General features: G+C 58.4%; 19 protein-coding genes and 3 pseudogenes. 20 read left to right on the top strand and 2 right to left on the bottom strand.

Features of this window, described 5'->3' with window-relative positions; translation table 11 throughout:
• Positions 1 to 31 precede the first annotated feature (31 nt).
• The 4 genes and pseudogenes from fabD to HB780_RS33035 all read left to right on the top strand — a co-directional run.
• The gene (gene fabD / locus HB780_RS13555; RefSeq protein WP_183688501.1) at positions 32 to 1,171 is read left to right on the top strand and encodes an ACP S-malonyltransferase; all 1,140 of its coding nucleotides are present in this window, start codon (positions 32 to 34) and stop codon (positions 1,169 to 1,171) included.
• A 19-nt stretch (positions 1,172 to 1,190) separates the two neighbouring features.
• Positions 1,191 to 2,153: an acyltransferase domain-containing protein gene (locus HB780_RS13560; protein WP_183688503.1), complete on the top strand. Its 963-nt coding sequence runs from the start codon at positions 1,191 to 1,193 to the stop codon at positions 2,151 to 2,153.
• Between the two features lie 151 nt (positions 2,154 to 2,304).
• A pseudogene (locus HB780_RS33030) lies at positions 2,305 to 2,567 on the top strand (IS110 family transposase); the annotation flags it as partial.
• Positions 2,566 to 2,719 (top strand): annotated as a pseudogene (locus HB780_RS33035) (Fic family protein); the annotation flags it as partial. The pseudogenes HB780_RS33030 and HB780_RS33035, both read left to right, overlap by 2 nt.
• Before the next feature lie 91 nt (positions 2,720 to 2,810).
• Here the strand turns inward: HB780_RS33035 and HB780_RS13565 are convergent.
• The gene (locus tag HB780_RS13565; protein WP_183688505.1) at positions 2,811 to 2,987 is read right to left on the bottom strand and encodes a hypothetical protein; all 177 of its coding nucleotides are present in this window, start codon (positions 2,985 to 2,987) and stop codon (positions 2,811 to 2,813) included.
• Between the two features lie 172 nt (positions 2,988 to 3,159).
• On the opposite strand from HB780_RS13565, the gene HB780_RS33040 reads away from it, so the two are divergent.
• Both HB780_RS33040 and HB780_RS13570 read left to right on the top strand, forming a co-directional pair.
• Positions 3,160 to 3,291 (top strand): hypothetical protein, encoded by a 132-nt coding sequence (locus tag HB780_RS33040; RefSeq protein ID WP_286202949.1) that lies wholly within the window; start codon positions 3,160 to 3,162, stop codon positions 3,289 to 3,291.
• Positions 3,292 to 3,474: 183 nt separating this feature from the next.
• The gene (locus HB780_RS13570) at positions 3,475 to 3,672 is read left to right on the top strand and encodes a hypothetical protein (protein WP_183688507.1); all 198 of its coding nucleotides are present in this window, start codon (positions 3,475 to 3,477) and stop codon (positions 3,670 to 3,672) included.
• Positions 3,673 to 3,947: 275 nt separating this feature from the next.
• Here HB780_RS13570 and HB780_RS13575 read toward each other — a convergent pair whose 3' ends face one another.
• A complete protein-coding gene (locus HB780_RS13575) occupies positions 3,948 to 4,982 on the bottom strand; it encodes an AraC family transcriptional regulator (protein WP_183688509.1) in 1,035 nt (344 codons plus the stop codon).
• Positions 4,983 to 5,261: 279 nt separating this feature from the next.
• Between HB780_RS13575 and HB780_RS13580 the strand changes: the two genes are divergently transcribed.
• From HB780_RS13580 to HB780_RS13645, 14 genes and pseudogenes are all read left to right on the top strand, one after another.
• Positions 5,262 to 6,704: an APC family permease gene (locus HB780_RS13580; protein WP_183688511.1), complete on the top strand. Its 1,443-nt coding sequence runs from the start codon at positions 5,262 to 5,264 to the stop codon at positions 6,702 to 6,704.
• A 109-nt stretch (positions 6,705 to 6,813) separates the two neighbouring features.
• Positions 6,814 to 8,745, top strand: a complete 1,932-nt coding sequence (locus HB780_RS13585) for a primary-amine oxidase (protein ID WP_183688513.1) — start codon at positions 6,814 to 6,816, stop codon at positions 8,743 to 8,745.
• Between the two features lie 45 nt (positions 8,746 to 8,790).
• Positions 8,791 to 9,507 (top strand): sulfite exporter TauE/SafE family protein, encoded by a 717-nt coding sequence (locus HB780_RS13590; protein WP_183688515.1) that lies wholly within the window; start codon positions 8,791 to 8,793, stop codon positions 9,505 to 9,507.
• Between the two features lie 673 nt (positions 9,508 to 10,180).
• Positions 10,181 to 10,810: a YceI family protein gene (locus tag HB780_RS13595; protein WP_286202950.1), complete on the top strand. Its 630-nt coding sequence runs from the start codon at positions 10,181 to 10,183 to the stop codon at positions 10,808 to 10,810.
• A 155-nt stretch (positions 10,811 to 10,965) separates the two neighbouring features.
• Positions 10,966 to 12,297, top strand: coding sequence for a cytochrome b/b6 domain-containing protein (locus tag HB780_RS13600; RefSeq protein ID WP_183688518.1), 1,332 nt, complete (start codon positions 10,966 to 10,968; stop codon positions 12,295 to 12,297).
• 354 nt (positions 12,298 to 12,651) lie between these two features.
• A complete protein-coding gene (locus HB780_RS13605) occupies positions 12,652 to 13,413 on the top strand; it encodes a metallophosphoesterase (protein WP_183688520.1) in 762 nt (253 codons plus the stop codon).
• 598 nt (positions 13,414 to 14,011) lie between these two features.
• Positions 14,012 to 14,920, top strand: coding sequence for a helix-turn-helix domain-containing protein (locus HB780_RS13610; RefSeq protein WP_183688522.1), 909 nt, complete (start codon positions 14,012 to 14,014; stop codon positions 14,918 to 14,920).
• Positions 14,921 to 15,237: 317 nt separating this feature from the next.
• Positions 15,238 to 15,657 (top strand): hypothetical protein, encoded by a 420-nt coding sequence (locus HB780_RS13615; RefSeq protein ID WP_183688524.1) that lies wholly within the window; start codon positions 15,238 to 15,240, stop codon positions 15,655 to 15,657.
• Positions 15,654 to 20,957: a beta strand repeat-containing protein gene (locus HB780_RS13620; protein ID WP_183688526.1), complete on the top strand. Its 5,304-nt coding sequence runs from the start codon at positions 15,654 to 15,656 to the stop codon at positions 20,955 to 20,957. Before HB780_RS13615 ends, HB780_RS13620 begins: the two co-directional genes overlap by 4 nt.
• Positions 20,958 to 20,964: 7 nt before the next feature.
• On the top strand, positions 20,965 to 21,540 hold the full coding sequence (locus tag HB780_RS13625; protein ID WP_183688528.1) for an invasion associated locus B family protein: 576 nt from the start codon (positions 20,965 to 20,967) through the stop codon (positions 21,538 to 21,540).
• Positions 21,541 to 21,554: 14 nt separating this feature from the next.
• Positions 21,555 to 22,250 carry a hypothetical protein gene (locus HB780_RS13630; RefSeq protein WP_183688530.1) on the top strand — a complete coding sequence of 232 codons (696 nt, stop codon included), beginning with the start codon at positions 21,555 to 21,557 and terminating at the stop codon, positions 22,248 to 22,250.
• Positions 22,247 to 22,720 (top strand): DUF4189 domain-containing protein, encoded by a 474-nt coding sequence (locus HB780_RS13635; RefSeq protein ID WP_183688531.1) that lies wholly within the window; start codon positions 22,247 to 22,249, stop codon positions 22,718 to 22,720. Before HB780_RS13630 ends, HB780_RS13635 begins: the two co-directional genes overlap by 4 nt.
• Positions 22,721 to 22,888: 168 nt before the next feature.
• Complete coding sequence (locus HB780_RS13640) at positions 22,889 to 23,374, top strand: invasion associated locus B family protein (protein ID WP_286202951.1); 486 nt, start codon at positions 22,889 to 22,891, stop codon at positions 23,372 to 23,374.
• Positions 23,375 to 24,356: 982 nt separating this feature from the next.
• Positions 24,357 to 25,514 (top strand): annotated as a pseudogene (locus HB780_RS13645) (2-isopropylmalate synthase); the annotation flags it as partial.
• Position 25,515: the final 1 nt, after the last annotated feature.

Consider the following 25,515-nt stretch of genomic DNA (forward strand, 5'->3'; position numbering starts at 1 on the left):
TTCAATCGGATACCATGAATAGGAGCGTCACATGAAGACATTTATATTCCCCGGTCAGGGATCGCAGGCCAAAGGAATGGGTGGTGAGCTTTTTGACGTGTTCAGGGACCTGACACAAAAGGCCGACGATATTCTCGGCTATTCCATAAAGACGTTGTGCCTGGAAAATCCAAACCGCGAACTGAACCAGACGCAGTTCACCCAGCCTGCACTCTATGTCGTCAATGCTCTATCCTACTATCGCAAGCTGGAGGAAGCCGGACGCAAGCCGGATTATGTCGCGGGCCATAGTCTGGGCGAATATAATGCGCTTCTGGCGGCGGAGTGCTTCGATTTCGAAACCGGCCTGAAGCTGGTCAAGAAGCGCGGCGAGCTGATGGCTCAGGCGCCTGAAGGTCGAATGGCAGCTATTTTGAATGCCACGAAGGCAGAGGTCACCGCCATCCTGCGGGACAACGCGCTGCACAACATCGATGTCGCGAACTACAACACGCCTCAGCAGATCGTAATCTCTGGTCGGGCGGACGAAATCGAGCGGGCGCAGGCGTTCTTCCAGCAGGGAAACATGATGTATCACCCGCTCAACACCAGCGGCGCGTTTCATTCTCGATTGATGAAACCGAGCAGTGAACAGTTCAAGCGGTTTCTGGAGGGGTTCACATTTTCGCCATTGGCGATCCCGGTGATCGCCAATGTCACTGCTAGAGCTTACGGAAATGAAGCTGTCGTCGATACCCTTGCGGCCCAGCTCGCCAACAGCGTGCTCTGGTGCGACAGCATCCAGTATTTGATGGCGCACGACAATGACGGCGAGGAGATGACATTCGAGGAAATCGGACATGGCGAGGTGCTGACCAAGATGCTTCGTCACATCCCGAAGGACGCCGGCCTGGTCATCGATGATCGAGCGGAAAACGAGAGCAGGCCAATTCCGGCCGCTCGTGTCCAGCAGGCCCTAGATAATCGGGTCCCACCCGCCGCGAACGACATCGTCAGCGCCTGGAACGCCAAATACCCAATCGGCACGAAGGTTCGGTGTACCCTCCATGATTACGATGAACTCGAGACGCGGACGGAAGCGGTCGTTCTCTTTGGCCACCGCGCGGCAATCTACATGAAAGGCTACAACGGCTATTTCGATTTGAACGAGGTTGTGCCGGCGCGTGCATAAAACTGGTCCGGAAATCATCATGAGAAAGCCGATTGTTTTCATGTTTTCAGGCCAGGGCTCGCAATATTTTCAGATGGGTCGAGAGCTATATGATCATCATCCCCGGTTCAGGCTATGGATGGATCATTGCGATGCCCTGGTCAAAGACGCGACAGGCCGATCTCTAACGGCAACCCTTTATGGTGGGTCAGACCGGACAGACAGGTTCGACGATATTCTTTTGACCAACCCGGCTCTGCTTTCCATCGAGTTCTGCCTGGCCAAGCTGCTGCAGGAGGCCGGCATATCTCCCGACTATCTGCTGGGCTACAGCCTGGGCGAACTGGCGGGCTCCGTCGTCGCAGGCATCTTATCGCTGGAGGAGGGGATACGGCTCTCGGTGGAATTCGCCCAACTTCTGACAATGAAGAGTCCGGCCGGAGGGATGTTAGCCATTCTTGGTGATGAAGGGATGATTGACGATCACCCCGACGCCTTCACCCGTTGCAGCATTTCCGGCAGGAACTTCGATACCAATTTCGTTGTCAGCGGGCTGGCGGAAGAGATAACGAAACTGCAGACATATCTCACCGGCTTCGGCATCGTTACGCAGCGGCTGGCGGTGAATTTTGCATTTCATTCGCCCGTGGTCGAGCCGTTGAAACCGTTCTTCCTTCAAATGTCCGGATTGTTTAATTATTCCCCGCCGAGAATACCCATGATTTCCGCGCAAAAAGGGCAGGAGATCGCCGGCGTCGATGAAACGCATCTATGGGACGTCATCCGGCAGCCGGTGGATTTCAAGTCGACCATCCGGAAGCTTGCGTCCCAACAGGATTGCATATTCATCGATATCGGCCCCAGCGGCACATTATCGACGGCGGTCAAATATCTGTTGCCGAAGAATACGTCATCGATCTTCCTCGCGACCCTGAACCAGTTTGGTCAAGACCGCGCAACCTTGGAGAAAACGATTTCCTCTCTCTCGGGCCTGACGGCCTGAGCACAGGGATTCGCTCAAGTCGTCCGTGGTGAAGGGAAAGACGAGCCCTGATCGCGAAGCTGCCGTTACTCGGTAAGACCATGTCCGTCTTCTCGCCAGAGGTGGCGTCCTACGCTGGTCTTCCGAGGGTTGCTCGGACGGGCCGAGCCTCATGACAGGAGGACGAGCCGTGACAGATTATAGAGAATCTTTTGTCGGAATCGATGTCGCCAAGCTGAAGAATGCGATTGCTACTGCCGAACCTGGCCGGGACGGAGAGGTCCGCTATCTCGGTGAGGTTGAGGCATCGGATGCCAGCATGCGCCGCATAATCCAGCGAATAACCGCAAGTTTGACCGCGTGCATTTCTGCTACGAGGCCGGCCCGACGGGTTGCGGCCTCCATCGGCTAATCCGGTCGCTTGGCCATGAGTGTATCGGCGCCCACGGTCATGCGGCACTCGCAGATCTTGAGCGTTTCGGCAAATCGACGAGGTGACAGGTCGCAAGCGAGGTCGCATTTTCAGCTATAGGCGATATCTCGCGATCCTTGCCGAAGGCACAGATCCGTTGCCCGTAACTGGTTGAAGAAACCAAGATGTTTGCAGGCCCACGGTTCGAATTGGTTCAAGGCGAGCGATGCGTATTGAGGCGGCGCCTGTCAGGTGCGCACGAATTCCTAGCAGCGGCGCGATATCATGGTTGTCTGCTGCTTGATGCCGGCCTTGAAGGCTTGCAACCAGTCGCCACTGCCAAGGAAGCTGACGACGGCAATGTTGATCGTCTGTTGAACTCCGCCGTCATTAGACCCGAACTTCCGCTTGGCGCTGATCTTGCTAGGCGGAGACAAGCCCATGAAGTGCATCACTATTTTGAACCAATTGCGGGCTATCGTGAAATGGCAAACGGGGTGAGTTTCGTATGGCATCCAACAACACTGGCGCCATCCGTGTGTTGGGCCGCTAGTTTTCTTGGAGCCGGTAGGAAGCAGGCTCCGTTCCTTGTCAGACTGGAAGGATCAGGACTTCATGGCCGACAATCTTTCGAGCTATCGTGCCAAACGCGATGTTAAGAAAACAGGCGAACAGAGCGGCGAGGCTGAGGTCAGGCTATCGAGTCCTGGCCTATCCAACAGAAATATTACCGTCGTTGGTATTTGAGGAGTTCGTTCCATACAGCGCGAAGTCATACCTTTAATCCATCGTGAGGCACGTCGAAGGGGGGAAAGCATAGATCCGGTGTGATCTGTCATTTTCTTACGAAGCTTCTATGTTTCGTTCTAAATTTATCTTATATTATGAATATGATAACCGATATATATTAATTGCGTGGGAGCGCTAAGAGTGGAGTTTAACTTCGACGAACCTCCAGTGGGAGACACCGCTGCCGACATTTCGATCGAGTGCCAGCGCCAATTGCTGCCTCTCATTGATCAGATCGTCGAGACGGCGGTTGCCGCCGGTTGGAATCAGAAAGATGTCCTTCTGGCCATGGTGGACCTTGCATGGGATCTGTACGAGAAACGTCGCGATGATCAGTGACAGCGAGGGGTTGGTCGATGATCTGCCCCTTCAATACCTACGCCATAAGGGCATAGCCATTGTTGTACAACACTGTCCGTCCGCACTCGTCTCTGCACTGCGAGCCTCCAGCTCCCGAGACCACTGTCTGGCCTAAAGAGAGTGGACCAGCGTCAACCCCAGCAGTGGCGGCTAAATCCCGCATGCACTAACATTAGACCCGGATCATTCTGCGGGGGCCTACCAAAAGGATTGTCGGTTTGAAAATTCCGACCCCGGATTGACGCAGAAAGCGGTCATTGTGGAAAGTCCCGATTTCTGGTCGCCTCACGGAAGCGAGCCGGAGTGAACTCCGTGAAGTGCCGGAAGCGGCGTGCAAAGGCGCTCAATTCGCTATAGCCAAGCTGATCGCTAATGACCGGGATCGACAGGTGCGTGTTGGCAAGCAGACTCTTTGCGATCTCCATCCGCACCATGTTGCGCAGTTCGGCATAATTGACGCCGCATTCGGCAAGTTTGCGCTGGAAGCTACGCAGGCTCATGCCGAAATCCGCCGCCGCATCCTCTATGTCGATGCTTGCATGCTGGCAAAGCGCTGCAGCGATCCATGCCTTGAGTGCCGTAACAAGATCGAGGCGTTTCTCGCGGCGATAAAGAAGGTCTGACAGTTCGCAGGCGATACGCAGATGGTCTTGCGCGTCGCCACCGGTGCCGATTGGACGATCGAGAAACCTCTTAGGGAACACGATTGCGTTTTCCCGGCGCCCGAATGCCAGGGGACAGGCAAAATGTGAGCGATAAAGCGCCAGATTGTCGCCGGGCATATGCTCAAACTCTATGCATGAGGGTTTCCAATCCTCTCCGATCGTCGTTGTGAGCATGGTGTTCAGCACGCTCTCGGTGAAATCCGCATCCTGGGTCTTATGACGCACCGTGTTGTCGCGGATCGAATAGGAGAAGCGGGCGACATCGTTCTCGACCACCAGTGTAGAGCGGGTATTGCTTTGCAGCGCTGGGAAATAGCGGCTGAACTGGGTCAATCCGTGTTTCAATGTCGGCGCCGTCAGGAAAAGCGCTGACAGCGAGCCAAGTGCCTGGAATTCAAATTCTTTCCCAAGTTTCAAGCCCAGCAGTGGGTCGTTTTTTTCCTCGGATGCAAGCTCGAGTGCGCAGGTGAATGCTGCCAGCGGCATGAATTCGCCATCGGCAAACAACGCATTGCTTCCAAGGCCGACCCGAGCCGAAACCGCTTTCATATCAAGCCCGCCCAGACTGATCGAGGCTAACATTCCGTCCATGGCTGAGGAGGCGATGACACCAGTGGTTTCCATAGTTTGCGCTCCACTTCTGCTGAATGAAAAGCAAGCACCATGCCAAGTCGCCTTCAGTCGTCATCGAGAAATTTTGGCGTGAACTGTCAAATACAGCAGCGATGAATTTTGCGTAAGATCAGCCACGGAGCGTATATTTTGGTAATTATGAGTAAAAAATAGAATTAGTTCTGCGAGTTATTCGCGGAATAACCAGAATTATTGTAATTTATACATATACGTACAAGTACGTTGAAATAAATCTGCTGATATTTATCGTGGGAAGAAAAGGAGTTTCTTATGTCCGAGATCGAACTTGGGAAAGCCGGAACCGATCTCCGGCGCAATGCGATTGGCGTAAGCCACATCGTCTTTTTCGTGGTGGCTGCCGCCGCGCCGCTGACAGCGGTGGTTGGCGCTTCGCCCGCCGCCTTTGCATTCGGGAATGGACCCGGCGTGCCGGCGACCTATCTCCTCGTGGGCGTTCTCTATCTTCTTTTCAGCGTCGGCTTCACGGCAATGAGCCGGTTTATCGGTTCGGCTGGCGGATTTTACCCTTATATCGCCGCGGGTCTCAGCCGCCCTGCTGGCGTGGCCGGCGCATTTATCGCACTTGCCACCTATATCGCGATTGAGCTGGCAGTGTTCGGCCTCTTCGGTTTCTTCGTCAATGACATCGTCAAAACGTCTGGAGGCGCTGATATCCCTTGGTGGCTGTATGCTTGCCTGCTCGCAGCCCTGATTTATGGCTGTGGTCGCCGGAACATCGAGTTCTCCGGCCGGGTTCTCGGCTATTGCATGATCGCGGAAATCGCCATTCTGGCGCTCTTTTCGCTGCGCGTGCTGCTCTCAGGCGGCGGACCGGACGGTATAGCGGTCGCCCCCTTCGGGCCTTCGGCCGTTTTTGCTCCGGGTATGGGGGTCTCTCTAGTCTTCGTTGTCGCGTCCTTCATCGGCTTCGAGGCAACCGCCATTTTCGGTGAAGAGGCCCGCGATCCCAAGCGCACGATTGCGCGGGCAACCTATCTCGCCGTTATTATCATCGCTGTCTTCTATGCCTTCGTTACCTGGGCGATGGCGCTGCATTACGGCCCATCCAATATTGCAGCGGAGGCGACGGCCAATACCGCGACACTCTACTTGACCGCCGTGAAGGCGATGCTGGGTGGCCCGGCCGGGATCGCTCTGAATGCTCTCTTGATCACCAGCCTCTTTGCCTGCGCGCTTTCCTTCCACAACACCATCAACCGCTACTTCTATTCGCTCGGCCGCGAGAGACTGGCATGGTCTGGCTTCGCCCGCACTCACGGAACTCATCAGTCTCCATACATGGCCGGCGCGGTCCAGACGGTGATGATGATCGTATTGATCCTCGCCTTCGCGCTGGCCGGGCAGGATCCTTACGCGGTCGTGTTTGCCTGGATGGGTGCCTTTGCCAGTGTCGGCATTCTCCTTTTGCAGACAATGGTTTGCTTGGCGGTGATCGGCTTTTTCCGCAACGATGCGCGCGACGTCGGCATCTGGCATCGCATTGTCGCACCGGGGGTCAGCATGGCCGGGTTGCTGGTCTGCCTCGTTCTGATGGTCATCAACCTGCCACTCGTCAGCAGTTCGGAATCCCCGATCGTCGAAAGCTTCCCCGTCATTCTGGTGCTGATCGGCATTGCGGGCGCAATCCTTGCGATCTGGCTGAAAGCTCGCAGGCCGGATGTTTACGCCAATCTCGGCCGCGCTTTCGCCTGACAAGGGTAGCTCGTCCCCTGCACATCAAGAAAGGCTACGAGGGGGCGCATTCAGCCGCCACCGCTCCCTTGAGGCAAAAGATATATTCGAACAGACAAGGACGAATGCCATGGATACCTGCTGCGTTTCCAACCCGCCCCGCCAGATGCCACCGGTTGTCAGTCATCCCCTGCAGCCCTTGACGCCGGAGGAGATTCGCCAAGTGGCGACGATCGTGCGCAAGCATCCGCCCTATGGGGATAACACACGTTTCGAGACGATCGAGTTGATGGAACCGGACAAGGCAACGGTAAGGACGTTTTCGCCTGGTTCGCCAATAGCCCGCAAGGCGAGGGTCAACGTCTTCAGCGCGGCCATCGTCAGCGTGACGAGCCTCATCGTCTGCCTCGATACGGATACGATCCTGAGCCGCAAAGATTTTCCCGGCAAACGGCCGATGATCCAGCTCGAGCAGTTTCTTGGCATCGAGGGTATCGTCCGTGCCGATCCGGTCTTCATTGCTGCCTGCGAACGCCGTGGGATAACCGACATGGATACGGTTTGCATCGACCCCTGGTCGGCTGGAAACTTCGACGTGCCGGGCGAGGAAGGTCGCCATCTTTGCCACGTATTCTGCTGGGTGCGGCTGCGCGAGAACGAGAACTTCTATGCCCACCCGATCGAAGGGCTAAACGCGGTGATCGACCTCAACACGAACGAGGTGATCCGCGTCGACGACTATGGCGTCGTTCCCATTCCAACGCGGGAGGTGAATTACGAAAGCCAGTTCATCGAAACATTTCAGCCTCAGGCCAAGCCGATCAACGTGGTTCAGCCCGAGGGCGTGAACTTCACCTTTGACGGTCACCGGATCACCTGGCGCAACTGGTCCCTTGTGGTCGGCTTCAACGCACGCGAGGCTCTCACTCTTCATGACATCCGCTTCGATGGCCGGCCAATCGTCAACCGTGCCTCCATCGTTGAGATGACGGTACCGTATGGCAGCCCGGACAACGGCCATTTCCGCAAGAACGTCTTCGATATCGGCGAATACGGTATCGGCAAGCTTGCCAACTCCTTGAAACTCGGCTGCGACTGCCTTGGCGTCATCAAATATCTCGACGTGCACCTCAACACCATGGATGGTGACCCGTGGACGATCGAAAAAGCCATCTGCGTGCATGAGGAAGATTCCGGACTTCTCTGGAAGCATATCGACTTCCGCACGGAGCGCGCCGAAATCCGCCGCGGCGCCAAGCTGGTCATCTCCACGATCTGCACCGTCGGCAACTACGAATACGGGCTTTATTGGTATCTCCATCTCGACGGCACGATCGAGCATGAGGTGAAGGCAACCGGTATCATCAACACGGCCGCCTGCATTCCAGGCCAGCCGCCGAAATACGGACGCGAAGTGGCGCCTGGTGTGGTCGGCCACATTCACCAGCACATCCTATGCGCCCGTCTCGATATGGCGGTCGATGGCGACGCCAACAGCGTGGTGGAGTGCAATACTTATGCCGAGCCGTTTGGACCTTCCAACCCCTATGGCAATGCCTTCTACGAGGAGCAGACCGTGCTCACGCGGGAAAGCGAGGCCGCAAGGCGGGCCGAACCCGCATCGCAGCGCTACTGGAAGGTCATTAATCCCAATAAGACGAACTATACTGGCGCAGCCGTCGGCTACAAGCTGGAGGCCAACCATTGCATTACGCCCTTCGTGCACCCGGATTCACCTTCCGGAAAGCGCGCCGCCTTCGTGCAGAACCATGTTTGGGTCACGGCCTATGATCCTGAAGAGCGTTTTCCTGGTGGCGACTTCATGAACCATTCCGATGGGACGGAAGGTCTTGTGGAGTTCATCGCCAAGGATCGGCCGATCGAGAATACAGACATCGTTCTCTGGCATGTTTTTGGACTGCACCATCCTGTGCGGATTGAGGATTTTCCGGTGCAGCCTTGCGTCTTCACCGGCTTTAAGCTGATGCCGAGCGGCTTTTTCAACCACAATCCGGCGATCAACCTGCCGCCGGTCGTCAACGCGGCAAGCTGCTCGGCTTGAACCGTGGTGCCATGAACGGTGATATCCGCAAACTGGAGGGGCATCATGTCTGATCCGTTGATGTTCGCGACGGTCCTTGCCGGCGGCCTGCTAATGGGCTTTGCCGGCAGCCTTCATTGCGCAGGCCAGTGCGGTGGTATCGCGTCGTCGCTACTGATCGCTACGGGGTGGGGAAGTTCCGGATCGGAAAGGGTAAGGGCTCTGTTGGTTACCCAGCTCGGCCGCACGGTCACCTATACGATCGCAGGAGGTCTTGTCGGCACTGCCGGCAGTGCATTGGGTAATCTTCTCGATCTCGCCGGTATCCAGCCCGTGCTGCGTATCCTCGGCGGGGTTATGTTGATCTGGGTTGGGTTGGCGGTTGTCGGCGCCGTCCCTGGTCCCCAGGTCTTCGACCGCCGCGTCATGGCCGTCTCCGGCCGGATGCTTGGGCGCAATCTTCCGTCCGCATTCCGGAATTCTTCGGCGCTGCTTCTGGGTATGGCCTGGGGGGCGGCTCCCTGCGCGATGGTCTACAATGCGCTGATGAGCGCCATGCTAACCGGTACGCCGGCAACAGGCGCGTTGTTCATGTTGGGCTTCGGTCTGGCGACGGTTCCGGCCGTGGCAATTACAGCGCTTGCAACAGCGCAAATTGTTGCTGTGGGGCCAATGCTGCCCAAGGCGGCACTCCGCAAAGTGGTCGGGATCGCCATCATGCTCCTAGGCCTTGTAAGTACGATGGCGCCTGCCATGTCGCTGGGGGCATTGTGCGTGAGCTGACAACGGTTGAAAGCATGCCGGATCGTTCTTTTCGGGAAGATGCTGAAGCAGCTCGGTGAGCAGTCGAGTTCATTGTCTGTTTTCAAAGGCCCTGTATAGCGAGCGTTTAGACGGAATCCGGATTAGCGCGTCGGTAGTTCATACCTCTTGGGAAAAGTCGGAGCTTCACTGAAATCGTTAGCGGAAAAACGCGTCGCATCTATAGGCTAAACCTAACGGGCCTATGATATTTTCCGGTTTGAAACGACAAAATAAAACCCACAAGTTTCGATTCTTGTGCAGGCGTTCCAGCGGAGCCGCCCGATCCCGTGATCGCCTACGTGTCGCCGTCCTCGACCTCTATGGACGCAAGCCTCTGCCGACAATGTCCAACCTGCGCACTCGCGATACGCAATGCGACAGAAAAGCCGGAATCTATCCTGGTTCCCCTCGCACTGCAGCATGCGCGCCCCAGTTTAGGGAGGTTCGCAACCAAATGGCATTTCAGAAATGCCCCGAAAAGGTCACCTTGGCCCGGCAATCACCAATTTCAAGAGCGGTTTCCTCAAGATTAATTCATTTCCAAGTGAACGCCTTATTTTTCAATAGTCGCCACTCCTATCAACAGAGAAAGAGTTTGATACATATGAGAATAAACCGATACAGCAGTTTTTCCGCACTCATTGCCCTGGGGATGCTTGTTACAACCGCAGGCTACTCCTATGCACAATCGGCGACGCCGGCCACCGAGACCAAAGCACCGGCCGGGGTCTACAAGCTGGATCCGACACATGCGGCTCTGCTGTGGTCCGTGAAGCACAACAAGATCTCCAATTATACCGTTCGTTTCAACAAGCTCGAAGCCACGTTGAAGCTCGACCCGGCCAAAATTGAGAACTCCTCCATCGAGGCGAGCATCGATGCAACCTCCGTCGTGACCGGCTACCCGGCTGACTATAAGGCCACGCACGCTTCCTCGCCATATCAGACCTGGGATGAGGAAATCAGCCGCGATCCGAAAATGCTGAACAGCAATGCCCATCCGAAGATCACCTTCAAATCGACGAAGGTCACGTCCACCGGCCCGACGACCGCCGATGTCACGGGCGACCTGACCTTCCTTGGCGTCACCAAGCCAGTGACCCTGAAAGCCACATTGAACGGCGAGATCGACAGTCACCCATTCGCAGGCGTGCCGGCCGTCGGCTTTGCAGCTGAGGGCAGCTTCAACCGTACCGAATTCGGCCAGCCGGCTGGATATGTCGGCCCTGATGTCACGATCCGCTTCGATGGCGAATTCATCCAGGACACGTCGGCCAAGTAAGCCGCCGAATACGCTGAAAAGCGGAAAACCGCTGACTGCGGTGCGGTTTCGCGTCGCAGTCAGCCATCGATCACTTCTGCGGTTTTCAAACCGTTTCTCATTTTGCCCGTCATTGAGGCCTTAAAGCCGGCGGGTCCTGTCTTGATAGGATGGCAATGAATATTCATTCCAGCTCGCCCGTTCGTCCGGCTCTCAAAAGCGGCAAACGCTATAGCGCGGTCGCCATCGCCCTCCATTGGGTATCAGCGCTTCTGGTGATCTCCATGATCCCGATGGGCTGGTGGATGGTCAGGGCTATCAATAAGCCCGACACACAGCAGCTCGCCTATCAATTGTTTCAGGTGCATAAATCCATAGGTTTCGCCATTCTCGCGCTGACCTTGCTCCGGGTCGTCTGGCGCCTCACGCATCCGATCCCGGCGCTGCCCGCCGGCATGAAAGGGTGGGAGCGCATTCTTGCCCGCGCCACGCATATTGCCTTTTACGGCCTGCTGCTCGCCATTCCGCTGACTGGCTGGGTTTATGTCTCGGCCGGCTGGGCCGTCAGCACGGATCGCCCCCTGATGGTTGCGACCTCATGGTTCGGCCTGTTCACCATTCCCGATCTACCACGCCTCGAAAGCATGCGGACGCTCGCCTTTGGCGCCATGGGTGCCCATGCCTATATGGCCTATGGCGGCGCCCTGCTCATCGGTTTGCACCTGGTCGCTGCGCTTAAGCACCATGTCATCGACCGCGACGGGGTCCTCGCCCAAATGCTACCCTTCCTGCGCGGCAGAGGGCATGAGGACCACCATGCGCCGGTGGGGAAAGCCCTGCTACCCCGCAGCGCCGGTATTGCCTTCGTCCTATTGATCGGCCTCGTCGGCTGTTGGCTGCATCTGCCCGGCCCGCGCACCGAGCCGGCACCGATGGCCGCCGAAGCAGCCGCTCCCGCGGCAATTCCGCTTTCCGCCGTGGCGGCCGCCATGCCGGCTACAGACGCCAACGCCACGGCCTGGACCATCGACAAGGCCGCCTCCGGGATTACGTTCAGTGGCAGCCATGCGGGCAAGCCTTTCAGTGGGCGCTTTGACGAGTGGACCGGCGACATTCGCTTCGACCCCACCAACCTGGCCGGCTCCAAAGCGATCATCATCGTCAATACCATCTCCGCAAAGACCGGCGACGCCACCCAGGAGAGCTCCCTGAAAAACGGGGAATGGTTCAACGCCGCGCGTTTCCCCGAGGCTCGCTTCGAAACCAAAAGCTTCAAATCGCTCGGCGGCGATCGCTATGAAGCCGCGGGCAGCCTGACCATCAAGAAGACGACCGTTCCCGTCACTCTGCCCTTCATCTATTCATTGCAGGGCGACAAGGCACAGGTTGAAGGCAATGTCGAACTCGAGCGCGCCGCACTGGATCTCGGCATGTTCTCCGACCCGGCGGCGGAATGGGTCTCCAAGGCCATCGAGGTTAAGATCGGTGTCACGGCGACGAGAAAATAATTGACCTGCCATCGAGAATTTCCTCCAGAATGTATTGGGCTCAGGACTGGTCAACTCAAAGCCAGAAGATGACGGCTGCTGCCATGCATATGTATGAGAAGAAGGTAAGCCCGCGCTGGCGTAGGCCGCATTAGCGCGGGACGTGATCCTGTCACGACATTCCAAATCAGGCTAAGGCAGGTCGGAAATTTCACGGCAACGTTCACTTTTGATGGCGCGTCATGGCCGACATGGCCTATAGGAACTGCCACCACCAAGGCTTGGCCCTGGTCCCGTCCCCGCCGCTCCAAGTCCCGATATCTTGCAAGCACCAGGGATACCGTCGCGCACTATGTTCGCTTGCAGGAAAAAATAGTGACTATAGCCGAGAGTTCACCATCCGACATCTATGCCATTGCCGACGTCCATGGACGCGCCGATCTTCTTGAGGCCATGCTTGGGTACATCGCGGCTGCGTCGAATGATCATCAGTCCAAGCCGGTCGTGATCTTCCTAGGCGATCTGATCGACCGCGGCCCTCACAGCCCAAAGGTACTCGATCAGGTCTGTTCGACACTCGACCTTTATCCGGGTTCTCGGCTAATCCTTGGCAACCATGATTTTTACCTGCGTGAACTCCTTCGTGGCGCTCTCACCCATGAGGACGCCGTCAACTGGATGGACTGGGGAGGCGTCGCAACGGTGAGCGCATACTCCAATCGTCCGGTCCCTGATTTCGAGAACATCGCCGCAGATATCCGCCGTGTCTTCCCACACCATGTGGACTTGCTGGAAAACGCGCTGACTTTCAAGGAGATCGGGCGCTTCTGCTTTGTTCACGCTGGAATACGTCCCGGTGTTCAGCTCGCAAATCAAAGCGAATACGACTTGCGCTGGATCAGGGCGGGCTTCCTCGATCACATGGACGTCTTTGGCCATGTCGTTTTGCACGGTCACACGATCACGAAGTCGCTGCGACCCGAAGTCTACTCGAATCGCATAGCTTTGGATACTGGAGCTTATCGGACTGGCCGGCTGAGCGCCGCCGTAATCAGGCGCGATGAGCTTTCACACTTCGTATGCACCGAACTAACCGAGACCGGTGCCATTCAGGTCGGCGAGTGGCGGCCCGACTAGTCGGCAAGAGAAGGAGATCGAGTTTCAATGGTTTCCCTAGTAGGGCGTTACGCCACAAAATCTCTGATAAGGCAGTGTCTGCCTCTTCAAGCAGCGTTGCCAAAGCAAGCAGGCAAGCAAAATCGGCATACGCAATTGGTAAGGCCAGCCACCGTACCCGAACGTCAAGCAACCGGCATGACGTCGAACCCGAAAGGCTGCAGCGGAACACAGCAGACCCCTTGTCCACCACTCCATGGATATGAATAAAAAGCCCAGACCAAGGATGTCAGGGATATAAAATCTCCCGAACCTCGGTCCCGTGGGTGTTCCGTCGCCCTGTTGTATTAATTAGATTATTCGTAATTAATACCGGCACAGAGATAGCCATTTGAAGTGAACGTTGGGCTAACATTCCTCACCGCCAATCTTTTATTTTCGCCTTTACACAATTCTTCTTCACAATCCAGCATTCTGCCCTATTTGATGTTCTCGCGATGTGCCGACTTTGCGGGCGGCGTTGAGCGAGCAGTGTTGGGAAACAAGGGCTTCAGGCAACGATTGACGCCCTGGCTGCTGATCGTGTGTACAGAATTTCGTTCGGGCGGGGCGATGCAGTATGAGAAATGCGGAGGAGGCTCGGGCACGAGCCGATGACGTTGATTGGGCGCGGGCTGATCGATATGTCTTTGACATAATTCCTGAAAGCGCAGGCCCGCGAAAGACCACCTTGCGGGGGAGCGTGATACACTCCATCCGCAGCCCCGGATCGCAGACGTTCCTGGCCAGGGAGCATGCTGTGGCAATTGTGTTGTCCCCCGCATCCAAATTGAGGGCTTCGCTCGGCAGCGACAGGATCACGGAGTATGATGCACCCCTCGGGAGCATCATCGTCAATCCCGCGGCCGTAGACAGCAGTCTCGCCTGGACGGAAACCAGAAAAAATCTCGTCGTAGCGATACCTCCGGAAACGCTGTCCGAGTTGGCTCTTCAGGAGCTTGATCTTGCCAATGTCGAGCTTCGGCCGCCTGCTTTCGGCACCATCGACCTTCGCGCCCTGGACATAGCCCAGAGGATTTCCGCCGAGTTAACTGGGAAGGCAACTCCGAATGAACTCTATCTCGATTCATTGGTTACGCTGTTCGGCGTTCATCTGCTTCGTACCTATGCAAGCCGCATGAGACAGATCCCGTCGTCCAGGGGAGGGCTCTCCGCCAAGAGCGCCCGACGCGTAGAGGAATATCTCCGCGAAAATTTCACCCAAAAGATACACGTCGCCGAACTCGCGGCGGTGGCGGGCATTTCACCGAACCATTTCATCTTAAGGTTCGCCAAAACGTTCGGCATGCCGCCGCATCGCTACCTGATCAACCTGCGCCTGGACTTCGCCGAAAAGCTGCTGATCGACGGCGAGATCGCGATTGCCGAAATCGCCTATATGGCCGGATTTTCCGACCAGAGCCATTTGGCCACCACGATGAAAAGGTATAGGGGGAAAACGCCGACGGAGCTGCGATTTACGAGATAATCGTCGCGTGCTCTAGGCACGGAGTCCCCCGGAGCAGACCCGGCCGTGGCCGGTTTTTCAGACCTGTCGCCGAAAATGCTGGCCCAAAGAGGGCGATGCGTGGTGGGAACACGATTCCATCCGATTGGCTGATCGAAGCTGGCGCTACCCTCGTCATATCATTGGATTATTAGCAGCCTGAAGTTAGTGTGGTAAAGCGGACACACCGGTCGCTGGCTAATCAAAAAACCGTAATTTTCTAAAAATAGTCCGTAGTTTTCTAAAATACCGGTGTCGCAAATAAGGCCATCTTCGCATCAGTAACCATTCGGTGCGGTATGGACACTCAATTCTCAGGTTTTGAAATCTTTGCTCCGAAAGTCGAGGTGGCCTGGACTGCCTTGCACCGGCAATATGCCAGCCACCTGACCGGGGCGGAACTCGATCATCTATTTGCCTGCCTCGTCTTTGGCTTGACCTCACCGGCCTATGCCGAGCGGGAGCCGGCCCTTCATTTCGATATCTGCCGTGCCTTGGTGGGGACGAAGCTCCCTGCCGATCGGGCCGATGCTGCGTTGCATTCCGTTCCGGAACCGACGCAGCCATGGGTCGCGAGCGTCTGCGAGCAGATCGAGAGCCAAGCCATCAAGATGGGGCAAACACTTCAGGAAACGCACAATTTCAATGACGACTCAGCCGCTCATGGGGATCCAAGCGTTCTGAGCCGTTCTGGCAACAGCGAGGAGAGAGCAGCATGATGGAATGCGTTGGGGAACGTCTGCGGTTCAAGTCTCAAGCCGGATTTGTCGGAAATTGGATTTCGGGGAGAAGCGACAGTCGTTCGCTTCGTCGGCGGTTAATGGCGGTGTTGCGTCTGGCGCATCGCACGCTTGGCACGAAGCGTAAGGGGTTGGGGCTCGGGTCGCTGGGAATTGGTGGGGCGGTCGCACTAGGCACGATCTTATTCGGCGGCATCGCCACGCCGGCGCTGGCGCAGTATGCCGCTGGCGGCGGGTCAACGACCTCCGCCAACGCCGTCGCCATCGGTAACGGTGCTAAAGCGAATAACCCGAACAGCGTGGCGTTGGGCACCTCTAACAGTGCAACGGGCGATGCTTCGATCGCCATCGGCTATTCGATGGGTGTCAATGGCCTTAACGCAATAGGCATGGGTGTCTTCGCGAACGCGACTGGCGTCAATGCTCTTGCCGTGGGCGGAAACGCCCGCGCACTGGCGGACGGAGCATCCGCCTACGGTGTCAACAGCACGGCAAACGGGGCGAACGCTGTCGCCCTCGGCTCAACGGCCACCGCTTCGGGTGGCGCCTCGGTGGCGATTGGATTGTCCTCCAACGCCTCATCTTCAAACGGTGCCGCCATTGCCATGGGGGTCGGCTCCAAAGCAAACGCCGGAACGGGCGGCGGTTCTCCCGTTGCTATCGGTACAAATGCCAATGCAAGCGGCACCGCTCCTGCCGGCTTCACCTTCGAGGCTGTTGCGTTAGGCTCGGCTGCGACGGCCACGGGTGCATGGGCAAATGCCGTTGGTTCGAGCGCATCTGCGACGGGGACTGGAGCCAGTGCCTTCGGCACGTCGGCGACTGCGTCGGCCAACCAGTCCACGGCAATCGGAAATGGGGCGGGTGCTTCCGCTCTAAGGGCTTCGGCCATGGGCTACCTTGCCAATGCCTCGAACACGGATACCATCGCCCTCGGTACGTCAGCCGCGGCATCGGCGACCAACTCGGTGGCCATCGGCCCTACCACCGTTGCGTCGGGAGCTTTCGGGGTCGCCTTGGGTAATCAGGCACAGACGCTTGCTGCCGGTGGCGGCGTTGCGATAGGTTCGGGCGCAATTGTCGCCAGCACCGCGACCTCTGGCGTCGCGCTCGGTAACAATGCAAATGCCGGTGGCGTTTTATCGGTGGCCACGGGCGCAGGTGCCAATGCCAGTGGCGGCAATTCCACTGCTACAGGACGCCAGGCTGTCGCCAGTGGCACAAACGCCTCCTCGTACGGATCTGGAACGCAGGCGACAGGCAACAATTCTCTCGCTGCCGGCGTTAGCGCCAACGCCAGCGGCGTCGGCAGCACCGCACTCGGCATCGGCACCGTAGCCAGTGCCCAATCGGCGATCGCCGTGGGCAACGGCGCCAAGGCTGACTCGGCCGATGCCGTTGCCATCGGCACGACCGCGACGGCCACAGGCGGCAAGGCCGTCGCGATCGGCGCGGGCAACACCGCCTACGGTGACGGCGCGGTTGCGATCGGCGATCCGAGCTATGCCAGTGGCACCGGCGCCTTCACCGGCGGTGCCAACAATATCGCCAACAGCGACGGCACGGCGACCGCCACGGCCGCCAACACAGCCAATGGCGCGGTCGCCATCGGCAACAACAACAAGGCGATCGGTCAGGGCTCCGTGGCGCTCGGCAACGGCTCCACCGCAGGTGCGAGTGGTTTCGTCGGCAATGTCGCCCTGGGCAACGGTGCGGCGGCGACAGCGAGCTCCGGCGACGTCGCACTTGGTTCCGGCTCGGTGACTGCCGTGGCAGTCGGCACGCCCAATGCGGTGATCAATGGCGTCACCTATTCGGGCTTCGCTGGCACCACGCCGGGCTCGACGGTCAGCGTCGGCGCAGTCGGGGCGGAACGGACCATCACCAACGTCGCGGCCGGGCGGATCAACAACGGCTCGACGGATGCGATCAACGGCTCGCAGCTCTACAGCGTTACCAATACGCTCTCAAGCCAGATCACCGCGAGCGCGACTCACGACTATAGCGTCAACAGCACGACGCCGGGAACCGATACCAACTACAACAACGCCGGGGCCACCGGCGCCAACGCGCTCGCGGCCGGCGTCAGTGCGAGTGCCGCCGGCGCGAGCAGTGTTGCGGTCGGCGCTGGCGCCACGGCACGGGCGTCATCCGACACGGCGCTCGGTTCGGGCGCGCTTGCCGCGTCGCTCAGCAATTCGCCGCAGACCGGGGCAGTTGCCATCGGTGCGGGGCAGGCCACGAATGATGGTGCCATCGCGATCGGCAACGCCTTTGGTGGCGGTCCGAAGGCATCCGGTCGTGATTCGATTGCTCTCGGCACCGCCGCGACCGCCGCCAATGCGGGCGACGTCGCACTCGGTTCCGGCTCGGTGACTGCCGTAGCAGTCGGCACGGCCAGTACCGTGATCAATGGCATCACCTATTCGGGCTTCGCTGGCACCACGCCGGGCTCGACGGTCAGCGTCGGCGCGGTCGGGGCGGAACGGACCATCACCAACGTCGCGGCCGGGCGGATCAACAACGGCTCGACGGATGCGATCAACGGCTCGCAGCTCTACAGCGTTGCCAATACGCTCTCAAGCCAGATCACCGCGAGCGCGACTCACGACTATAGTGTCAACAGCACGACGCCGGGAACCGATACCAACTACAACAACGCCGGGGCCACCGGCGCCAACGCGCTCGCGGCCGGCGTCAGTGCGAGTGCCGCCGGCGCGAGCAGTGTTGCGGTCGGCGCTGGCGCCACGGCACGGGCGTCATCCGACACGGCGCTCGGTTCGGGCGCGCTTGCCGCGTCGCTCAGCAATTCGCCGCAGACCGGGGCGGTTGCGATCGGTGCGGGGCAGGCCACGAATGATGGCGCCATCGCGATCGGCAACGCCTTTGGCGGCGGTCCGAAGGCATCCGGTCGTGATTCGATTGCTCTCGGCACCGCCGCGACCGCCGCCAATGCAGGCGACGTCGCACTTGGTTCCGGCTCGGTGACTGCCGCTGCGGTCGGCACAGCCAGCACCGTGATCGGCACCACTACCTATAATTTCGCCGGTACGACACCCTCCTCGACAGTGAGTATCGGAGCGGTGGGCGCTGAACGCACCATCACCAATGTTGCTGCAGGCCGTCTCAACAACGGTTCGACGGACGCGATCAACGGATCGCAGCTCTTTGCCACCAACCAACAAGTGACGCAGAACACCACCGACATTACCTCCATCAACGGCAATCTTACCAATCTCGGCAATACGATCAACAACATTGCCGGTGACACATCGACGACCTATACCGACGCCAATGGCGATGGCATCCGATATGTGCGAACCAACGACAGGACGCTTCCCGTCAGCGACTCCTCCGCTCAGGGCATCGGCTCCACCGCAGTCGGCTATAATGCGACTGCCGGCGCCGACAGTTCACTCGCGCTTGGAAGAGAAAGCCAGGCCACCATCGATGGCGGCGTAGCGCTCGGCTCAGGGTCAATCTCCGATCGTGCCCTGGCACCGGCCACCGGCCAGATTGCCGCCGGTCCAACGAACTTCATCCAATACAATACGACCGATAAAACGCTGCTGGGCGCAGTATCGGTCGGCTCGAGCACGTCTTACCGGCAAATCACCAATGTCGCTGACGGCACCAGCGCTCAGGATGCCGTCACGGTTCGCCAGTTGCAGGGCGCCATCGCTTCTGTCGCAACGACGCCGAGCAAATACTTCCATGCCAACTCTGCCGCTGGCGATTCCCTCGCCGTCGGCGCCGAGTCGGTGGCGGTCGGCCCGACGACAGTGGTCAACGGAGATAACGGCATCGGTATCGGCAATGGCGCGATCGTCGATCAAGTCGCGCCCGGCGGCACGGCCATCGGCCAGAATGCTCATGTCCTGCTGGCTGACGGCATTGCGCTCGGCACGAACTCGACGGCGGCGGGCATTCAATCGGTCGCCATCGGCGCCGGAGCCCAGAGCAACAACATCAATAGCGTTGCGCTCGGCGCGCAATCCATAACCTCCGTGGGGGCGCAGACGAACTATACCGCCTTTGCCCTTACGAGCCCGCAAACCTCGGTCGGCGAAGTGTCGATCGGCTCAGCCGGATCGGAACGCAAGCTGACCAATCTCGCAGCCGGTTCCGCAGACACCGACGCCGTGAATGTTAGCCAGCTAAAGGGGATCGGCACCAATGTCGCCAGCCTGATCGGTGGCAACACGACGGTAAATCCGGATGGGTCTGTCACCGGTCCGACCTACAACATCCAGGGCAACAATTATTCGACCGTTTATGACGCCTTCGGTGCGGTCGACAGCACGCTGACCAACATCACCAGCGGCGGCGGCATCAAATATTTCCATGCCAACTCGACGCTGGCGGATTCCGCAGCTTCGGGCACCAACAGCGTTGCGATTGGTCCAGAAAGTGTCGCCAGCGGTACGGACAGCCTGGCTGCCGGTCATGGAGCAGCGGCTACGGGGGCGGGCGGCGTTGCTCTCGGTCAGGGCGCGCAGGCCAACAATGCCAATGATGTGGCTTTGGGCTCCGGTTCCGTAACACAGGCGGCTGTCGGCACCTCCAGCACCGTCATTCAAGGCAAGACCTATGATTTTGCCGGCACAGCGCCCGTCGGAACCGTGAGTGTGGGCGCTCAGGGGACCGAAAGGACCATCACGAATGTTGCCGCCGGCCGCATTTCCGCCGACAGCACTGACGCCATCAACGGATCGCAGCTGAACGCGACCAATTCGGCGATCAATGATCTGCAAACCGGCGTTGGGACCATCACCAAAAACGCCGTTACGTATGATCTCAATTCGGATGGCAGCAAGAAGAACAGCATCACCCTGCAGGGCGGTGACGTCAACGCGCCGGTGGTCATCTCCAACGTCGGCAAGGGGGTTGCCCCGACCGACGCCGTCAATGTCGCTCAGTTGGGCGACAGCATCACCCAGGCCAATTCCTACGCGGACACGGCTGTTGCCGGTGGCTTGACTGCGGCTAACAACTATACGGACCAGAAATTCGGTCAATTGAACCGGGAGATTGGCGACGTACGGTCGGAGGCAAGGCAGGCGGCCGCAATCGGGCTCGCCGCGGCATCGCTTCGTTATGACGATCGTCCCGGCAAGCTCAGTGTTGCGGTCGGGGGCGGCTTGTGGCGAGGTGAAAGCGCTCTGGCCTTCGGCGCCGGTTATACCAGCGAAAACGGCCGGGTTCGCGGGAACCTGTCGGGTACGGCAGCCGGCGGACAGGTGGGCGTCGGTGCCGGCCTCAGCTTTACTTTGAATTGAGCCCGTCATGTTGAAAGGAGCGCTTTCCGGCGTCCCGGCCTTCATGGCTTGCCTGCTCCTGTCCGGCGCCCACGCGGCCGGACAGGAGGCAACCGCGTCCGACTATCGAATAAAACCTTCCGAAGTCGTCGTGCCCGCGGAGGTGAAGCTTGGCGATTACCAGAGGACCATCCGGCCGTTTGAAAACTGGACGCTGATCTGTGACGAAAACCTGAAGGTTCGCCAGCGGGTGTGCAACGCTACTCAGATCATCGAGAACGCGGCGGGGCAGGTTGCGTTCAGTTGGTCGCTCGCGGCCACCAAAGGGGGCGATCCCTACATGATCCTGCGCACGGCGCCGGTTGCCAAGAACGATGGCCGCATCTCGCTGAGGTTCGAGGGGCGGAAGGAACCGATACTGGTTCGGCTCGACGGATGCAGCAAGACGGTTTGCGTCGGCATGCTGCCGGTGGGTCCCGCAATGCGTGAACAGATTTCAAAAAGCTCGGCGCCCACAATTTCCTATCCGACGATGGATGGGCAGACGATCAGCGTAACCGCAACCCTCAAGGGCCTTTCCACCGCCGTTAAGGCGATCAAGTGATGGATAGATTTTCAATGAACCAGCAATCAATCCACGATCGGATCATGTCCCGGAGCCAGGGCGGCGTTGCTGCCCAGAGTGGGGCCGACGAGCAGGAGAAGCCGAAGCGGAACTGGTGGAAAGCGACGGTTCTCTCATTGCTCGCAGTTGCCGTTGTCGGTGCTGCCGGCTACGCCGCCATGCGATACAATGTGGTTGGCAACTTCATATCGCAGCCGGCGGTTGCCGGGACGAATGACGCCAACCCGGCGCTGGCGGATACCCCGTTTCTGCAGCACAGCAAGCAGGCTGGCTTGCAATCCTGCTCCACCGTCTTTCCGGTTCTCGGAGATTTGCTGACGAGCGGCACCCAATACAATGTCCAGTCTGTCTGGAACAACGAGGCGGCCGACAAGCATGCGGTACAGGCACTTGTGGGCATGAATTACGCCACCCAGGGCTATAGCGGCCCCGCGGCTGGCGTCGTCTTCGCGGCACCCGTCGCATCCGGCTGCGAGGGCTCAATGGTTCGTGTCGCGCCGTTTACCGCCTCTTGCCCTGATATTTCGGCCAAGTTTCCGAACGGCAGCAAGCTCGTCAACAATCTCGGGCAGGTCGGCGTCTACGAACTGGCCAATGATGGAGGCGACGCGATGCTTCTGCCGACCGGAAACGGCTGCGTCGTCATTTCCGTGGCCTCTGCAGCAGGAAAACAAGGGAGCGCAAAATGAGATCGAGATTCATCATCGCAGCAATCGGCATGTTGTTTGTCTCCGCGGGGCAATTGGGCGCGGCTGATCTCTTCGCACCGGAGGAGGCGCCGGTTCCTCCGCCAGAGGAGCGCGGCATCTGGGCGGCGATCGCTTATTCCACCCCCGATGAAAAGCATGGCTTTTTCTGGGGTGCCGACAAGCGCCAGGAAGCCATGGATATCGCGCTCAAGCATTGCGAGCGGGACGGAGGCAGCAAATGCACGGTGGTTACCGTCTTCCGCAATCATCGGCATTGGGATGACGACGATAACACCGGTTTTCCCTACAAGCATTGCGGCGCGCTCGCCATCAGCAAGGAAGAAAACAAGCGCGTGACGCCGTGGGGTGCCAATTCGGCACCAACACGCCGGGAAGCCGAAGACCTCGCCCTCAAGGCATGCGAACTTTCGGGGACACAATGCAAGGTCCGCGAGTGGGTGTGCACGTGACCCGACCATAATCCTATAGGGCCGCCAGTACCTTGCGGCACCAACCGAAGAAGTGTCCTCCTCTCAACGGAAAGACGTATCCCTTTGCCCATCTCAATGTCGTTCCCGCTTCATAAGACAAGTGTCCGCTCGTCCCATGCGAAGTTCGCCTTTCTTTGGGCGAGCATCATGTTCGGTCTGGCTCCCACGGCCTTTGCCCAATCTGCTCTACCAAACGGCGCGTCCACCTTGCAGGAGACCTATCAGGATTGGCGGGTTGCATGCAGCCAGCGCGACAAGACGCCGGCATGTGCGATTTCCCAGGATCAGACCCAGCAGAATGGTCAGCGGCTGCTTGCCGTCGAGATGCAGATGCGTCCCGATGGCAGCGCGGTCGCAACGCTTCTCCTCCCGTTCGGCATTGTGCTCGACTCCGGTGTGACGCCGAATGTCGATGATCAGCCGCCTTTCAAACCGGTGCGCTTCCGCACCTGTTTGCCGACAGGATGCATAGCCTTGCTTCCGATCGATGCCGCGACACTTGCCAAATTACGGAACGGTTCGCGCCTGAACCTCAGGGTTACCGCCGATGCTGACAAACCGCTGAGCTTTCCGGTGTCGCTGCAGGGCTTCTCGGCTGCTCTCGATCGTGTTGCGGCCCTGAGTCCCAGGTAGGAATGTCGAAGTTTAAGGCATGAGCAGAGTGGTTGATTTTGAAAAATCGACCACGGTGTGCCTCCTATCCAAACGCCCTAGGTTCGGATCCTTGACGTCAGGATTTTTGCCAAATGTTTATTCGAGTGGCATCGAAATTCTCCTGAGTGGCGGATCCACGGTCTGAGCCCATGGTGTGAAGCGGCTCCGAAGGTTTACCCCTTGAGTATGGAATCCAACGCATTGACTCTATTGCGCAATTACGCGCTAAAGCAGGATTGCGGCCGGCCAGGGGTAATCCCACTCAATTTCTTAATTTTCACTGCGTTTTCAAATGGTTGTCGCGGATGTCAGCGGGGTGAACGTTCGGAGCCGATTCACAGCGCGAACGCTATTCCATCCAATTCATGATCGAGGCTGACGCTACCGGCGCCATATCATTGAAATATGAGCCGCCTGAAGTCAGTGTGGCAAAGTGGATACAGCTGCCGCTGGCTAAGCAAAAAGCCGTAACTTCCTAAAAATAGTCCGTAATTTCCTAAAATACCGCCGTCACGAATGGAGCCATGCTCACCAACGTAACCATTCGGTGCGCTATGGACACTCAATTCTCAGGTTTTAAATCTCTGCTCCGAAAGTCGAACTAGCCTGAACTGCCTTGCAACGGTAATACGCCGACCGCCTCACAGGCGCTGAACTCGATCATCTATTCGCCTGCCTTGTCTTTGGTTTGACCTCTCCGGCCTATGCCGAACGGGAACTGCCCTTCATTTCGATATCTGCCGCGCTGGTCGCGATACGGAGTGGTTTGTCCGGCTTCCAGCATGCTGGCAAAGCCAGGACCAAACAGGATCAGATCTGACGGACTTATATCGCGTGATGGATTCGTTGCCGGCATCGAATGTGCTTGAGGCGTCGATCATCCGTGACCTGCGTGTAGTGCCATACAGCTACCCTTACGAATTCGGCAATGCCGATGCTTCAATCGATCGGGAGAGTCCGCATGAACACTGACAAGATCATTATCTTTGACACCACATTGCGTGACGGCGAGCAAAGCCCCGGCATCAACCTTGACGCCAGTGAAAAGGTCGAGATCGCGCTCATGCTCGAAGGCCTGAAGGTCGACGTGATCGAGGCCGGCTTTGCCGTCTCCAGCCCCGGCGAGTTCGACGCGATCAAAGCCGTGGCGCGCGTCGTCAAGGACAGTACGATTTGCAGCCTGAGCCGCGCGCTCGAGCGCGACATCGACCTGACGGCGGAAGCGGTTTCCGGTGCGGCATCGTCCCGTATCCATATCGTGTTGGCAACCTCGCCCATTCATATGAAATACAAGTTGCAAATGACGCCGGAAAATGTGCTCGAGCATGCCGTTCGCGCGGTACTCCACGCACGGCGCTATTCGGCGGATATCGAGTTTTCCTGCGAGGATGCGAGCCGGTCGGAGCCGGAGTTTCTAGCGCGTTTCGTGGAACAGGTGATCAAAGCCGGTGCGACCACGGTCAGCCTGCCGGATACGGTCGGCTACGCGACGCCGCACGAATATGGCAAGCTGTTCACCTATCTGCGCAATGTCGTACCGAATGCCGACAAGGCCGTGTTCTCCGCGCATTGTCACAATGATCTGGGCATGGCTGTTTCCAACTCGCTCGAGGCGACCCGGCAGGGTGCGCGCCAGATCGAATGCACGATCAACGGCATCGGCGAGCGAGCGGGCAATGCGTCGCTGGAGGAGATCGTCATGGCGCTGCATACCCGCGAGGATTTCTTCCGGTGCCGGACGTCGATCGAAACCCGCCGGTTGACCGCTGCATCACGGCTCGTCTCGGAGATTACGGGTTTTGTTGTGCAGCCGAACAAGGCGATCGTTGGCAAGAATGCGTTCTCGCACCAGTCCGGCATTCATCAGGACGGCATGCTGAAGAACCCGTTGACCTACCAGATCATGACGGCCGCAGAGGTCGGCGCCGACGAATATCGGCTGGTGCTGGGGAAAAATTCAGGTCGCAACGGCTTTCGCATGTGTATGCGCGCGCTAGGCGTCGAGTTCGGCTCCGACGCCGATCTTGATGTCGCTTTCTCCCGCTTCAAGGATATCGCCGATCACAAGGCATCGTTTTGCGATGAAGATCTTCTGGCGACGGTTGCGGGTATGGAAGCGC

Source organism: Rhizobium lusitanum (assembly GCF_014189535.1).
In the GTDB taxonomy this organism is placed as follows: domain Bacteria; phylum Pseudomonadota; class Alphaproteobacteria; order Rhizobiales; family Rhizobiaceae; genus Rhizobium; species Rhizobium lusitanum_C.